The sequence below is a fragment of the Flavitalea plasmicola genome (assembly GCF_030546645.1).
Classification (GTDB): domain Bacteria; phylum Bacteroidota; class Bacteroidia; order Chitinophagales; family Chitinophagaceae; genus Puia.
On the sequence record NZ_JAUOTO010000001.1, the window covers coordinates 1,218,722 to 1,233,133 of the forward strand.

At 52.6% G+C, this 14,412-nt stretch carries 8 protein-coding genes; 5 read left to right on the forward strand and 3 right to left on the reverse strand.

What is annotated here, in order from left to right; translation table 11 throughout:
* Positions 1–147: 147 nt before the first annotated feature.
* Both Q4E93_RS04990 and Q4E93_RS04995 read right to left on the reverse strand, forming a co-directional pair.
* A complete protein-coding gene (locus Q4E93_RS04990; RefSeq protein WP_303583060.1) occupies positions 148–1,827 on the reverse strand; it encodes an ATP-binding protein in 1,680 nt (559 codons plus the stop codon).
* A 67-nt stretch (positions 1,828–1,894) separates the two neighbouring features.
* Positions 1,895–4,027, reverse strand: a complete 2,133-nt coding sequence (locus Q4E93_RS04995) for a S9 family peptidase (RefSeq protein ID WP_303583062.1) — start codon at positions 4,025–4,027, stop codon at positions 1,895–1,897.
* 116 nt (positions 4,028–4,143) lie between these two features.
* On the opposite strand from Q4E93_RS04995, the gene Q4E93_RS05000 reads away from it, so the two are divergent.
* Positions 4,144–6,885, forward strand: a complete 2,742-nt coding sequence (locus Q4E93_RS05000) for an outer membrane beta-barrel protein (RefSeq protein WP_303583064.1) — start codon at positions 4,144–4,146, stop codon at positions 6,883–6,885.
* A 125-nt stretch (positions 6,886–7,010) separates the two neighbouring features.
* Complete coding sequence (locus Q4E93_RS05005; RefSeq protein WP_303583066.1) at positions 7,011–10,190, forward strand: glycosyl hydrolase; 3,180 nt, start codon at positions 7,011–7,013, stop codon at positions 10,188–10,190.
* Here Q4E93_RS05005 and Q4E93_RS05010 read toward each other — a convergent pair.
* Entirely contained in the window at positions 10,177–11,565 is a 1,389-nt protein-coding gene (locus Q4E93_RS05010; protein ID WP_303583068.1) for a S41 family peptidase, read from the reverse strand. The two genes, Q4E93_RS05005 and Q4E93_RS05010, sit on opposite strands and share 14 nt — an antisense overlap.
* A gap of 71 nt (positions 11,566–11,636) precedes the next feature.
* Between Q4E93_RS05010 and Q4E93_RS05015 the strand changes: the two genes are divergently transcribed.
* From Q4E93_RS05015 to Q4E93_RS05025, 3 genes are all read left to right on the forward strand, one after another.
* A complete protein-coding gene (locus Q4E93_RS05015; RefSeq protein WP_303583069.1) occupies positions 11,637–12,515 on the forward strand; it encodes a hypothetical protein in 879 nt (292 codons plus the stop codon).
* Positions 12,516–12,577: 62 nt separating this feature from the next.
* Positions 12,578–13,177 carry an RNA polymerase sigma factor gene (locus Q4E93_RS05020; protein WP_303583070.1) on the forward strand — a complete coding sequence of 200 codons (600 nt, stop codon included), beginning with the start codon at positions 12,578–12,580 and terminating at the stop codon, positions 13,175–13,177.
* Positions 13,178–13,231: 54 nt separating this feature from the next.
* A complete protein-coding gene (locus tag Q4E93_RS05025) occupies positions 13,232–14,356 on the forward strand; it encodes a FecR family protein (protein ID WP_303583072.1) in 1,125 nt (374 codons plus the stop codon).
* Positions 14,357–14,412 lie beyond the last annotated feature (56 nt).

Sequence of the window (14,412 nt, forward strand, 5' to 3'; positions counted from 1 at the left end):
TTGATTTAAACAAGTTTTTTAATCAAATGATTAAATTTAATGAATACTAGCTCCGGCGGCCTTCCGACCGCCGGAACCTGGTGTCCTAAAGTCGGAGGGCGTCACGCCCGGCGTTTACCGGGAGCTCTGCCGGGTATCCTGCGGCCATCAGGCACTGCCATAATTCAGCAGGCTATTGATCCTTTTATACAAGTCGGCGAACTCGAAGGGTTTAGTCATGTATTCATTCATGCCGGACTGGAGGCATTGCAGCTGTTCGCCTTTCATCGCAGTGGCTGTCATGGCGATGATGGGGATATGCATATGAAGGTCTTTCCTTATATATTGGGTGGTGGCATAGCCGTCCATTTCCGGCATTTGGAGGTCCATGATGATGAGGTCGAAGTCCTGGTCATCCCGCAGGAAATCGATGGCCTGGACGCCATTGTTTGCCAGCCGTACGGTGCCTCCGGCCTTGGTCAGCACATAATCGATCAATCGCTGGTTGATCTCATTGTCTTCCGCCACCAGAAAGCGGCGGCCCGCCAACAGGTTGCTGTAATCGTTCAGGGGGACTGCGACAGGCTGGTCGGAGACGGGTTTGTCAGTATATCCGTAGGGCAGGTGAAAATGGAATGTCGAGCCCTGCCCGGGTGTGCTGGCGGCGGTAATCTCTCCTCCCTGCAAATGCAGCAGCTGTTTACAGATGGTGAGTCCCAGTCCCGTCCCGCCATAACGATGGTCTTTGCCTTCACCTGCCTGGGAAAAGCTGTCGAAGATATGGGGCAGGCTTGCGGTGGAGATACCGATGCCTGTGTCTGTAATGTCAAAAGCCAGGACCAGGTCCTGGTCCGATCTTTTTACCACTGCTGCCCGGATCTGTATTTGTCCCTGTTCCGTGAATTTTATAGCATTGCCCAGGAGATTGATCAGCACCTGGTTGAGGCGATAGGGATCGCCGATCAGCCGGCCTGGTATTTCAGCGTCTATGTCGATGTGCAGGTGCAATCCTTTTTTCTTCAGGCGATGTTCAAAAATGGAAGCCGTGCTATGGAGGATATCCCGCAGGCTGAACTCAATTTTTTCGATGTTGAGCTTGCCTGCCTGTATCTTGGAAAAGTCCAGTATGTCATTAATGATGACCAGCAGGTTGCCGGCGGAACTTTTGATGGTCCCTGCCAGTTCATGCTGCTTGGGGGAGAGAGGGGTATCCAGCAGCAGTTCGGTCATGCCTTTGATGCCATTCATGGGGGTGCGGATCTCATGGCTCATGTTGGCCAGGAACTGCTCCTGCATTTGTTTGGCTTGCCGGGCTTCACTGATGGCTCTCTCCAGGTGTTCCTGGATCTGCTTGCGGCGGGTGATGTCTTTATTCAGCAGGAAGAGGACGATGGCGACAAAGACAAAGGCGCCAGCCCGCCCGATGAGCAGGCCGTAGGCGGTCCTTCTATTGACCTGCCCGCTCATGCTGATGCGGGCGTCCAGCAGTTTTTTTTCGGTTTGCATCATGGAGAACAGGAGGGCATGGAGGGTGGTGTCGAGGGAGGCTGTTCGGGGTTGTTGGAGGTATTGCCGGAGCTGGGACATCTGAGGACGCTGGTCATTGGTCCTGGCGGCAAGCTGTTGGAGGGAGTCCATATACGGCCGGTATGCTGAATAGGTTTGGCCGGATCCCGCTACCGAAAAGGTTAGCTCACGGATCATCCCTATTATTTCATGGGTTTGATTGATTCGGGTGTTCGTCTTCTCCAGTTTGCCCTCGCTTACACAGATCAGCCAGCTCGCCATGATGAGAGAGAAGATGGAAAATAACAGCAGCCAGGTGATCTTTCGATGTATGACGATCATTTTCAGTAAAGTAGGGGGTCTGGGATAATGAACGCAAAAAAGATGATTTGATTATGTGCGGGCGGGATTATTTATATATAATAGTCTTATTTTCATTGTTTAGGAATTTCCTCGCAAAGAATTCCGCCGCAGCCTCATACACTTCAACCGCATTGTCGAAATTCATCCAGTGATGGGTGTCATCCACGATCATCAGGCTTTCATAAGGCACGCCTTTGCTTTCCAGCCGCCGGATGAGGTCCACGCTTTGACTGAAACGAACATTCCTGTCATCATCTCCCTGGATGATCAGCACGGGTGACTTCCAGGTATGAATGGACGAGACAGGAGAAGATTGCCATGCGACCTTTACTGCCTGGTCAAAGTCGGGTGCTTTTTCAAAGTTATCTTTTACTCCTGCAAATGCCGAAGTTTGGGCGAGCCAGTTATGTACGCCATGGAAGTCGACGCCGGCGGAGAACAATTTTGAATCGCGTGCCAACGCCAGGGCGGTGAGGTAGCCTCCATAAGATCCGCCGTAAATTCCTATTTTACCCGTGTCGACAAAGCCTTGCCGTCGGAGCCAGCCACCAGCGGCTTTTATATCCTTATACTCCGCAGCGCCTGCAGGGCCGCCTTGTTTAGGTTTGTGAAATTCGTAGCCATATCCAATGCCGAGTCGATAGTTGACGGCCAGGACCACGAATCCAAGGCTGGCCAGGTATTGATTGGAGGCGTAGGCATTGGAATAATAGTCTGAATAGTGCCAACCCAGCAGCATTTGTCTTTGGGGACCGCCATGCACGTATACGATGGCGGGCTTTTTTGCGGCGCCGCCCGGCGGCAGGAACAGGGTGGCATGAACGGTGATGCCATCAGCTGCCGTGAAGGTGACCGAAGTAGGAGTCACCATCCGGGTGGATGGAAAGTCCGCTGGGATCTTGTCGGCGCCGAGCAGGCGTATGTTCTTATCGTGGTTGTTCTTTAAAGGCAGAACAGCGGGTAGGGGAGGGCGTTGAGCCGTTGCACTTATGAAAGCCAGGGCTTCGCCGTCTCCTGTAAATACGGGCGCCCATTCCAGGCCCTGGCCCGGGGTCATCACCTGCATATTGGGGCTGTCGACGCTGACCATGGCTGCATGTCTTCTCTCCAGGTCGTCGCGGTCCGGACCGGTGTTGGCGCTGAAGAGCAGGTGCTTTCCATCGGCGCTGAGCCTGATATGCTCACACATGTAATTGCCGGGTGTGAGCAGTACCTCTTTGCCTCCCTCCGCGTTAATGGAATAGAGATGCGGCCATCCATCCTGGTAGGATAGAAATACGATCCTGTTATTGTCCGCCCAATGCAGATTGGCTCCTCCATCGGTCGATGGGAAAGAGCCGCGTAAGGTTGCCGGGGATCTCCACAATTGCCTGGCTGTGCCGGTGGCGGTATCTGCCACGTAAATGCTCCATGGGTCGGGGCGGTTGACGAGCATGGAGTCCGGAGCGCCGCCGGCGCCGGGTCTTCTTACAAAAACGATCCTGCTGCCGTCGGCGGACCATTGAGGGGAGGCGTCCCTGCCGAAGGAAGGAGCTATCCATTTCAGGGTAGGAACACCTTTGGTAAATATGCCAATGACGGCATGATCGGTCCTGTTGGCTACGAATAGCAGGCGTCTGCCATCGGGGGACCATTGCAATGCGCCGACCTTTCCCCGGGTGGTGAACAAGACCTTGGGAGGTGTGGCGCCATCCACCGGCGAAGACCATGCCTGCCCGTTCCTGATAAACGCTATTTCCTTGCTGTCGGGCGAAATGACGGGGTCATCACCTTCGGAGAGATATTTCACTTGTCCGCCAGCGATAGGTACGGTGGCCACCTGCACTTTAAAAGGCTGGGTTTCAAAAGCGGGATTGACGGGCTGGTCATCATCCCAGTTAGCGCCGTGGTCGCCTCCCCGTACGAACATGACCCATGCGCCGTCATCGGAAATGGAAATGCTGGTGATCTCCTGTCCGTCATCTTTTGAAAAATCGGTAAGCTTTTGCGGGATGAATGCCGGGGCGTTTGCCACATAAATATTGCGCCTGCCTTCTTCATTCATTGTCCAGGCGATAGCAGCACCGTGTGGGGATGCTGCCAGGCCCGAGGTAAAAGGATATTTTTTGAATGGACGGAAGGATCCGGACTGGGCGATCAATTGCAACGGCAAAAAAAAGAGGACCAGAAATTTTCTCATGCAGTGAATTATCAATTTGGGATACTTTTCGCGCCAAACATTGTTTTTGCGCGAATTTAACTTGTTCAAATTACTGTTTTTTTGGGGAAATGGTTTGGTTGAAATACCTTCATCCGATGCATTTCGGGACGTCTTTCCGGTGGGTTTCGATCACCATACTTATCCTATCGTCTCTGGCCCTGCGGGCGCAGACCCGTGTGGCCACCCATTATATTCGGGGGAGCGTCCGGGATAGCATTTCAGGGACCATACTGGAAGAGGCCACCGTCTCGTGCTGGCCGCTCAGGGGCGAACATCCCATTCAGACGATGCGCAGCAACAGGAATGGCGGTTTTATCCTGCGGGTTTCCCAGCCTGGTCATTACCGTGTGATCGCCACTTACCTGGGATATATCCCGGATACCCTGTCCGTTGCCGTGAAAGACACTGACACATCGGCCATCGTTGTCAGCCTGCAGATGCAGCGCTCTTCTAAGCCACTGATGGAGGTTATCGTCAAAGCGAATATCCCACCTGTCATCGTCAAGTCGGATACCATCGGTTTCAATGCGGGTGCCTTTCCCACCCGGCCTTATGCCAGTGTCGAAGACCTGCTGCGTAAATTGCCGGGTATTGCGGTAGATAAGGATGGTAATGTCACTATGCAGGGCAAAAAGATCGACAAGATACTTGTCGACGGGAAGGAGTTCTTTCTCGGGGATATCAAGACGGCAACGCAAAACCTGCCTGCCGAGATCGTCGCGCAAATAGAGGCCTTTGATACCCAGACCGAGCAGGGTAAGCTCACCGGCATCCGTGACAACACGGGCGGTAAAACGCTTAATATTAAATTGAAAAAGGACAGGAAGACAGGCTACTTCGGTAAATTATACGCCGGCGGGGGAAATGGAGACAGCTATGCTGCCGGGGGGACGGCTGCCAGTCTGGGCACCTCCCGTAATTTCTTTTTCAATGGGGAAACGAATAATATCAACAACCAGTTTAACGGCACCGAGAATAACATCGGCCCTACTTCCAGCGGCATCATGACCATTTCGAACGCCAATTTCAATTACAGGGACAAGCTTGGGAAAAAAATAACGGCGATCATCAACGGTGGCTTTTATCACAGCAACAGTACACAGGTGTCGTCGTCGGGCCGCCAGACATTTCTGGGGGACTCTTCGTTGCTGGAGGATCGTTTCAGCAAGTCGTCCAATTCCAATAGATCGGGCCGCATCGACGCAAGGATCGAATTCCCGATCGACAGTTTGCGCACGCTTAACCTGCAATCGAACTGGAGTCCCCAATCCGGCGCCAACAATGCTGCCGACACGGTGGGGATCAACACACAAAAGGGCCAGGGAGATCTTTCCAGGATCTGGCGTAGCAGCCTTGGGCAGACCGTCAATATCAACAGCAACAACGGATATAGCTATTCCAATAACCTGGATTACCGTCAACTTTTCAAAAGAAAAGGCCGTACTTTTTACATCGGGCTGAGCCAATCCCGCCAGCGACAGGATCAGGATGCGGGCCTTTATTCCCTTGTCAATGGTTTTGACAGTCTTGGAAATCTTACGCAGCATACTTTAAGGGACCAGCGCTCCAGCCAGACATCCGACGGCGAAAATTATACAGCCAGGCTGTCCTATACGGAGCCGATCAGTGCCCGGCGTATACTGGATTTTGGATACCACATTTTTACAAACACCAGCCACTCCGACAAGCAAAGCCTTGACTACGACAGTGCCACCGGCAAATATGATATTCCCGATACGCTTACTTCCAACAGGTTCTTCAATCGCAGCACTACGCAGGATTTTCATGCCGGCTTTAATTCCGATGGTACCAAATTCCGCTACCAGCTTGGCCTGGCGGTTCAGCTGACCGACCTGGATAACCAGAATTATTCATTGCATGCTCATCTCCGCCAGCATTTTACCAATTGGTTCCCCCGGGCGAACCTCATCTGGACATTGACCCAGAGCCGATCGCTGCGATTCGGGTATACGGGTAGCAGCAGCGCTCCTTCCATCGAGCAGCTGCAGCCTTTGCCCGACCTGACCAATCCATTCCTGGTGCGCATAGGCAATCCCGACCTTCAGCAGTCCTTCCAGCATAGCATGGACATGGAGTTCAACAGCTTCAACATAAAAAGCCTTCAGAACTGGCAGGTAAATCTTCAGGGCAGCTTTGTTCAGCGCGCTATCACGGAAGCGACTACACTGCTTGCCGGCGGTGTCCAGCAACTGCAGTATGTCAATATCGATGGCAATTACAACCTGTCTTCCAACCTGACGTATGGATTTCCCTTCTGGACCCGTAAGGGGAATGGGAGCATCAATTTACATGGGCAATACAACCACCAGAACGGCTTTCTCAACGGGCAGCGGAACAACACCGACGGCAGCGCTGCCGGAACTGCGCTGAAACTAAATTACCATCCCTCGGAGAAGGTGTTCCTGGACGTCAATGCGGCATTGGACTTTAGCGCCAACGCTTACTCGCTCAATCCTGCCCAGAATACCCAGACCTGGATGCAGAACTATACGGTGAACTTCTCTTATGAGCTGCCCTGGGCCCTCACCGTTTCTTCGTTCTATAACTGGCAGCAGACAGGTGCCCAGGGTGCGCTGCCGGCACGGGCCACCAGCTATTGGAACGGCGCTTTTTATAAAAGTGTCTTCCGCAACCACAGCGGCCAGATCCGTCTTTCCGTCTTTAATATCCTGAACGGATCGGGCAATACCTTTCAATCCGCCGGTCCCAATTATATAGAGACGCACCGCAACAATCTTCCCGGTCGTCTCTGGCTTTTAAGCCTTGTCTGGCATTTCCGTAAATTTCCGGGCGGCGATGCACTTCCGGGTTCCTGACAGGCATGATGGTACAGGATGAATGATACGGTAGAGAGGTTTAAATTGGACCTTTATCCATCTACTTATCTGTTATGCACCTGATCATAGCTAAACGATGCCTGCCTTGTATTATCATTATATGTATGTCGGTAACACCGGCGCGATCCCAGGAGCGTACGGTGCATTGGGCGAGGATAAGCGAGGGTTTTCAAATGCCGCCTGATTCTGTTCAAACCAGCATTTACTGGTACTGGATCTCGGGCAATATCTCTAAAGAGGGTGTGGTAAAAGACCTGGAGGCCATGAAGAAGGCCGGTATCGGCCGGGCCTTCATCGGGAATGTGGGCCTTGAAGAAATGCCGGATGGAAAGGTCCGCCTGCTTTCCCCGGAGTGGTGGGAGATCCTGCATACGGCGTTGAAGACGGCTTCACAATTACATATCGACATAGGGATGTTCAACAGTCCGGGATGGAGTGGCACGGGGGGACCCTGGGTTACGCCCGGGCATGCCATGCGCCGGCTGGTTGCTTCAGAGACGTACGTGAAGGGGGCTCAGCTTGTGCGGCTTGCATTGCCGATGCCGGCAGACAGTTGCGAGGATGTCCGGGTGATCGCTTATCCACGGCCACGGGAGTATAACAGTAATATATTTTCACTTCATCCTTCGCTTAGCGCCGAGCCTTCGGTGGATGGCTTGTCATTCCTGTTGGATGGCAGGGAGGACACGGAGTTCCGGCTGCCTGACGGTAATGAGCTTGCTGTCACGCTCCATACAGAAACCTCTTTTACGGCGCGCAGTCTTATTATCACGCCGGGCTTACGGCGCATGAAATTAGAAGGAGAGATACAAGTGGAAGAGAATGGCGTATTCAGAAAACTGTCTGATCTTAATATGGACAGGAGCAATGACGCGCTGAATACGGGCTTTGATCCTTATGGGCCGCTGGCAGTATCTTTTCCTGCTGCGGCGGGCCGTAGTTTCCGGATCATCTTCCGTCATTGGTCGAAGGATTGCGGCATACGTGAGCTGAAATTATCGGCAGACCCTGTGGTCGCCAATTATATCGAGAAGACATTGGCCAAGATGTACCCAACGCCTCTGCCTTATTGGAAAGAGTATCAGTGGCCGGTGCAGCCGGAGGTGACGGACCCTGGGCTGGTCATCGATGGGGGAAAAGTAATGGATATTTCATCATCCATGGATGTGAAAGGCTATTTGAGCTGGAATGCACCGCCCGGCGACTGGGTGGTTCTGCGTACGGGCATGACGCCAACGCGGGTGGTGAACAGTCCTGCGCAGCCGGAGGGCAGGGGGTTGCAGGGTGATAAGATGAGCAAGCAGCACGTCGCTGAAAATTTCGATGCTTTTCTGGGAGAGATACTCAGGCGTATCCCTGCAGCAGACCGGACATGTTTTAAAGTAGTGGTAGAAGACAGCTATGAAGTGGGGGGACAGAACTGGACAGACGGGATGATCGCGTCCTTCAAAGCCCGGTATGGGTATGATCCTCTTCCTTATATTCCTGCGATGCTGGGGAAGGTGGTGGGCAGCGAGGATCAGAGCGATCGCTTTCTGTGGGACCTGCGCCGGTTCATTGCGGATAAGGTGGCCTATGATTATGTGGGCGGATTGAGGGAAGTCAGCCACCGGCATGGATTGACGACATGGCTGGAGAATTACGGCCATTGGGGGTTCCCGGGCGAGTTCCTGCAATACGGCGGTCAGTCGGACGAGGTATCGGGCGAGTTCTGGAGCGAGGGCGAGCTGGGCAATATCGAGAACAGGGCCGCTTCTTCCAGCGCACATATTTATGGAAAGAACAAGGTGTCGGCCGAGTCATTCACTTCCGGCGGACGGCCTTATGTACGTTATCCTGCCATGCTGAAGCCCAGGGGAGACCGGTTCTTTACGGAAGGGATCAATAATACATTGCTGCACGTATTCATTTCGCAGCAGGATCAGCGGGTACCAGGAACCAATGCGTGGTTCGGTACGGAATTCAACCGGCACAATACCTGGTTCAGCCAGCTGGATGTCTTTATCTCCTACCTGAGGCGTTGTAACTTTATGTTACGGCAGGGACGGTATGTTGCTGACGTGGCTTATTTCATCGGCGAGGATGCGCCTAAGATGACCGGTGTGCGGGACCCGGAACTACCCGGAGGGTATTCCTACGATTATATAAATGCAGAGGTGATAGAACAACGGCTCTCTGTAAAGGATGGACGATGGACGCTGCCTGACGGTCTGTCCTATCGTATCCTGGTGCTGCCAAAGCTGGCAACTATGCGACCGGCCTTATTACAGCGAATATATGATCTCGTTAGTCAGGGCGGGGTATTGCTGGGACCCGCGCCGGAGCGTTCGCCCAGCCTGGAAGATTATGGCAATGCGGACCGCGCCGTGCGAAAGCTGGCGGGTTTATTGTGGGGTGACGGCGCCGCCAGAACCCATGCGGTAGGCAAAGGGCTGGTGATGAATGGTTTCACCATGGAGGAGGCTTTGGCCCTCTTGAAGCTGCCGCCGGACGTGGGGACAAAGCCTGCGGATAGCCTGCTGTTCCTGCATCGGACTACTTCATCGGGAGAAGATATTTATTTTGTCAGTAACCAGTCTGCGAAGCAGGTGTCGGCGGCGCCGGTTTTCAGGGTGCAGGGGAAGGTCCCCATGCTGTTTGATCCTTTGTTGGGCTCGGTGCGCGATCTCCCGGTGTATACGCAGGAGGGCGAGGTGACGAAGGTGCCGCTGGAACTGGAAAAGTACCAGAGTTTTTTTGTTGTTTTTCGCAAGGGCAGCGCCGGTAACCATGGCAAGGCTAATTTTCCGGCGCCTTTGAAGGCAACGGAGGTGCGGGGACCCTGGACGGTGTATTTTGATACGGCTTCACGCGGGCCCGCCGCACCAGTGGTATTCCCGCAACTGACGGACTGGGCTGTGGATCCACGGGATTCCATACGGTATTATTCCGGCAGGGCTATATACAGGAATAGCTTTTCATTGCCGACGTTGCTGCCGGGACGGACGCTGTACCTGGATCTGGGCATGGTGGTGGCGATGGCGAAGGTGAAGGTCAACGGCGTGTATGTTGGAGGCGCCTGGACGCCACCTTATAAGGTGGATATTACCCGCGCAGCGAAGGCGGGAACCAATACGCTGGAGATCGAAGTAGTGAATACCTGGGTGAACAGGATCATCGGAGACAGCCGGTCGCCTGTAAACGAGCGGAGGACATGGTCGAATGTGAATCCTTACACGCCGGAGAGCACCTGCTTTTCAGCGGGTTTGCTGGGACCGGTGAAAGTATTGATCATGGCGCAGTAGCGTGAGAACGCTGTTGCCGCAGGTACTCCAGGCCTCTTTCAAGAACAGGGTCTTTGTGGTCGATGAAATCCTTAACGGTGGGTCGTACGAAGATATCAGGCGCTACGCCATATCCGACGAATTCCTTTCCATCAGGGTAAGTGTCTTTTTTTGTGCAGATGCGGGCGCCCCCGCCACCGGGCAGGTCGAACAAAAAGGGCTGGCCGGTACTGCCGAAGGAGCGATCCCCTATGCGGACCATATGTTTCTGGTTGGCGGCGCTGATCAGGAAGTCTTCGGCGGCGGAGGCCGTATTATGGCCAATCAAAAGGACCGTGGGCACCACCAGTCTTTTTGCGCCAAGGTGTATAGTGTCGGGCGCGTAGTCGAATGTATAGAACATGGCATCGTGATTGTATAGCCAGGAGCGTCTGGCCCAGTCGTTGCCTATGGTGTCTTTAAGGTTTACAAACTTACCCCAGGCTTTAAAGGCGGGCATGTGCTGCCGGGTGAAGTAGCGGGAATGCTGCATGATCGAGTCCTGCGTGAGATATTGCAGGATGGCTGTCCCGGTGCCTGTGCTGCCTCCGCCATTGGCGCGGAGATCGATGATCAGGGCCCTGGCTTGGTAGAGCCCGGGCAACTTTTCCAGGAAAAGGGTGTCGATCTTTTCATCACCGAAGGAGTTGAGCGCCAGGTAGGCGATGTCTTTATCATACCATTTTAGCTCCAGCAGGGGAGTGTTGACAAGGGCGGGATAATAGCTCGTATCCTTCGATCGTTCGTGCGTCAGCTGGAGGGGAAGGATGGAGCCGTCGGGCCGCCGGATCTTCACCTTATAGGAGGCGCCGATAGGCCCGCTGAGCAAACCGCTGATGGCGTTGTCTTCCAGGACGTAGGCCGTGGAGCTGGAAATATAGGGCCTGACGCTGTCAGCGATGTATCTGTCTGTGGGCAGACCATTGACTTCAATGATCTCGCTGCCAATGGGGATCTCTTTTATTTTTGTTTTAAGCGTATGGGTGACGATGGCTTTGCCATCGATATTCTCCGTACCGAGCCAATATTCACCGAACATTTTCGTGAGAATGGAATTGTTGATGCCTGGCGGCATCCAGACATTGGTGTGTCCATCATGCAGCGTCGCACAGAACTTTTGCAGCAGGCGGTAATAGGTATAATCATCCGGGGTTTTTTGTACCTGGCCGATCAGCGCAATATACAGGCTATCCCATTTTTGCCGGTCGATCCTATCCAGGTAAACGAAATTATAATTCACTTCCTGCCAGAACCTGGAAAGGCCATAGACTTTTTCCGAAGGGGAAAGGGTAGCAGGCATCTGGGCAAAAAGGGATTGGCTGCTGATGATGAGGATAAGTAGGCTTAATTTTTGCATGGTAGGACCAATATAATAAAAATTGTTGAACGTGATAATCCGTATTTTCATAGTACCATTAAAATTATCATATGAACAAGAAACCTTCCCTCCTTCACGACGTCCTACCTGTCGTCATCTTGTTTTTTTCAGCGATAGCAGTTTTTAGCGGTTGTAAGAAAGGCGGTCCCGGTGGTGACGCCAGGCCGGCGAAAGGTTCGCTTCAGAATAGTAAAGGCGATTGTCTGCCCGGTACTGTCCATGGCGCCTGGTACAGTGGCGTACAGCCCGGCACTGATACCAACTATGTGGAGATCGGCGTCAATGTGTCCAGGACGGGCTATTACCGGATCGTCTCAGATGCCCAGAACGGTGTGACATTTGCAGACTCGGGCGTTTTCACGGCGATAGGGCAGCAGACGGTACGGCTTAAGGCAAGTGGGGTTTTCACGAATCCTTCTCTCACCGGGTTTACGATTACTTTCGATCATAGCGTCTGCGGATTTTCCATCAGGGTGGATACTTTGCCGCTGGCTGATAATTCCTGGCGATTCACGGCGCAGGGCCATGTATATAGTGGAACCTGTAGTTACCATCCATGGTACATTCCGAATCACACCGGCACGCTGTGGGATTTCTCGGGCCAGGTACCTTCCGGCGATACGCTTCTGTTCATGGAGTTGAGCCTGCCGCCGGACACTTACCTGGTGACGCCCGGCGCCTTCCCGACCAATGTAAACAGCAGCTTTAATTTCTATATGCCAGGGGGACCTAATGTGCCGTACCATATTATTTTTTCTGCGGCTTCGGACAAGCCTGACAAAGTAGTCACCATTGTTATTACAGGTTATACATTCAAAACGCACGATGGCTTCATACAGTACCTGGGCACGTTTAGCGGAACTGCCAATGATTCGACGGGGGCACCCGTGACGATCACGAATGGTGTTTTTCGTGTGGGAGGCAGCTAAATATTTTATGAGGTTACGTTTTTTTGGCACACATTTGTAGCAGGAATATACTCTATTACGAAATGTTGGCCAGCCATTCCTTCACCGCTTATGACGAAGTAGCCGTACTTTTTGCCGTCTCTACGGGCGACCAAAAGGCCTTTGCAGCGCTTTTTTCCAGGTATAAGGACCGGGTGTACACCATCGCTTTAACTTATACTGAAAACAGTACGATCGCGGAAGAAATAGTGCAGGATGTATTCATGCGTGTTTGGAAGAATCGTCCCAAACTGAAGGAAATAAATAATTTTTCATCCTGGATCCACGTAATCACCCGCAACCGGGCTTTAACTGAATTGCAGAAGATAGCCCGGGAAGGCGAAAGAAAGGAAGAGTTGATCTCGTATTTGCCTACAGAGGTCAGCGACGCGGAAGATAAAGTGCAGGTAAATCACATGGAAGAGCTGCTGGAGAAAGCATTGACCCGGCTCAGCCCCCAGCAAAGAAAGGTGTTTGTCCTTACGCGATTGCAGGGACACACCAGGATGGAAGTTGCGGAAATGCTCAATCTTGCGCCTGCCACCGTCAGCGTACATCTTGCCATTGCCCTTAGGTCCATCCGGGCATTTTTGACTAATCAGCTGGAATTGACAGCTTTGCTATTCTTTTTCCTATTCTTTTAAAATATTTTCCGGACTGCCTAATAATCCCGGCCTCTTCCGGAGGTCTATTCAGGTATGGATGAGCAACGGTTGGAAATCTTATTCCAAAAATATCTCAACAAAACAGCGACTGATGCCGAAAAGCGGGAATTCTTTGAATTCGTCCGTCAACCGGGGTCAGGCGAGATCTTACGAACCTTAAGCGAAAAATATCCGGTGGCGGAAGATCCGGTGGTCCAATTGCCTGATGAAGCATCTCATCAGATCTTGACGGCTGTGCTGGCTTCGGACAAGCCGGACACCGTAAAAATTCCCGCTCAACATGCTATCAGGCGGCGCTGGATGTCCTACGCTGCCGCAGTTTTATTATTGGTAATAGCGGGCGCTTCCTATGTCTTCTTTCGCCGGGATACTACGGAAAAAGTGGTGGTTGCCGGCAACCAGGTCATCAAGGATGCGCTGCCCGGTCACAACGGAGCCGTTCTCACTTTGTCTAATGGCAGGTCTGTTGTGCTGGATACGGCGAAGAACGGTAAGCTGATGGACGGCTTTACAAAATCAGGAGATAAGATCACGGTGGAAGACGGCAAGGTTGAATACGCCACGCTGGTTACGCCTATGGGTAGGCAGCAACAGGTGACGCTTTCCGATGGAACAAAGGTCTGGCTCAATGCCGGTTCGTCCATGCGGTTCCCCACCCGCTTTTCAGAAAACCAGCGTAAGGTGGAGATCACCGGCGAGGTCTATTTCGAGGTGGCGCAGAATGCAACAAGACCTTTTATGGTCAGCGCCGGAAAGGAGGTGATAAAAGTGTTGGGAACGCATTTTAATGTGAATGCTTATGCGGATGAACAAATGGTCAAAACCACGTTACTGGAAGGCAGCGTAAAGATCAATGACAAAGCGATCCTGCAGCCGGGCGAACAGTACGGCGGCGGCATTATTTCAAAAGTAGATGCTGACGCCTCGGTGGCCTGGGTATATGGATATTTCCAGTTTGAGCATGCAGATATAAGAACTGTCATGCGGCAGCTTTCCAGGTGGTATGATGTAGAGGTCCGGTATGAAGGGAGAATAACATCGGAGCTCTTTGGTGGTGAACTGCAAAGGAACCTGAAGTTATCAGAAGTGCTGGAGCTGCTGTCGGGAACAGGAATTCATTATACGTTGAATGGTAAAATGCTAACTATCAGACCCTAAATAAAAAACCGGATTCCGACTGCGAATCGGACCCCGGTACCTATTTGAATTAAAAT

Excerpts from the sequence above, each read along its gene's own strand:
- Q4E93_RS05000 (WP_303583064.1), top strand. The coding sequence starts at position 4,144 with ATGCATTTCGGGACGTCTTTCCGGTGGGTTTCGATCACCATACTTATC.
- Q4E93_RS05025 (WP_303583072.1), top strand. The coding sequence starts at position 13,232 with ATGGATGAGCAACGGTTGGAAATCTTATTCCAAAAATATCTCAACAAA.
- Q4E93_RS04995 (WP_303583062.1), bottom strand. The coding sequence starts at position 4,027 with ATGAGAAAATTTCTGGTCCTCTTTTTTTTGCCGTTGCAATTGATCGCC.
- Q4E93_RS04990 (WP_303583060.1), bottom strand. The coding sequence starts at position 1,827 with ATGATCGTCATACATCGAAAGATCACCTGGCTGCTGTTATTTTCCATC.
- Q4E93_RS05005 (WP_303583066.1), top strand. The coding sequence starts at position 7,011 with ATGTCGGTAACACCGGCGCGATCCCAGGAGCGTACGGTGCATTGGGCG.
- Q4E93_RS05020 (WP_303583070.1), top strand. The coding sequence starts at position 12,578 with ATGTTGGCCAGCCATTCCTTCACCGCTTATGACGAAGTAGCCGTACTT.
- Q4E93_RS05015 (WP_303583069.1), top strand. The coding sequence starts at position 11,637 with ATGAACAAGAAACCTTCCCTCCTTCACGACGTCCTACCTGTCGTCATC.
- Q4E93_RS05010 (WP_303583068.1), bottom strand. The coding sequence starts at position 11,565 with ATGCAAAAATTAAGCCTACTTATCCTCATCATCAGCAGCCAATCCCTT.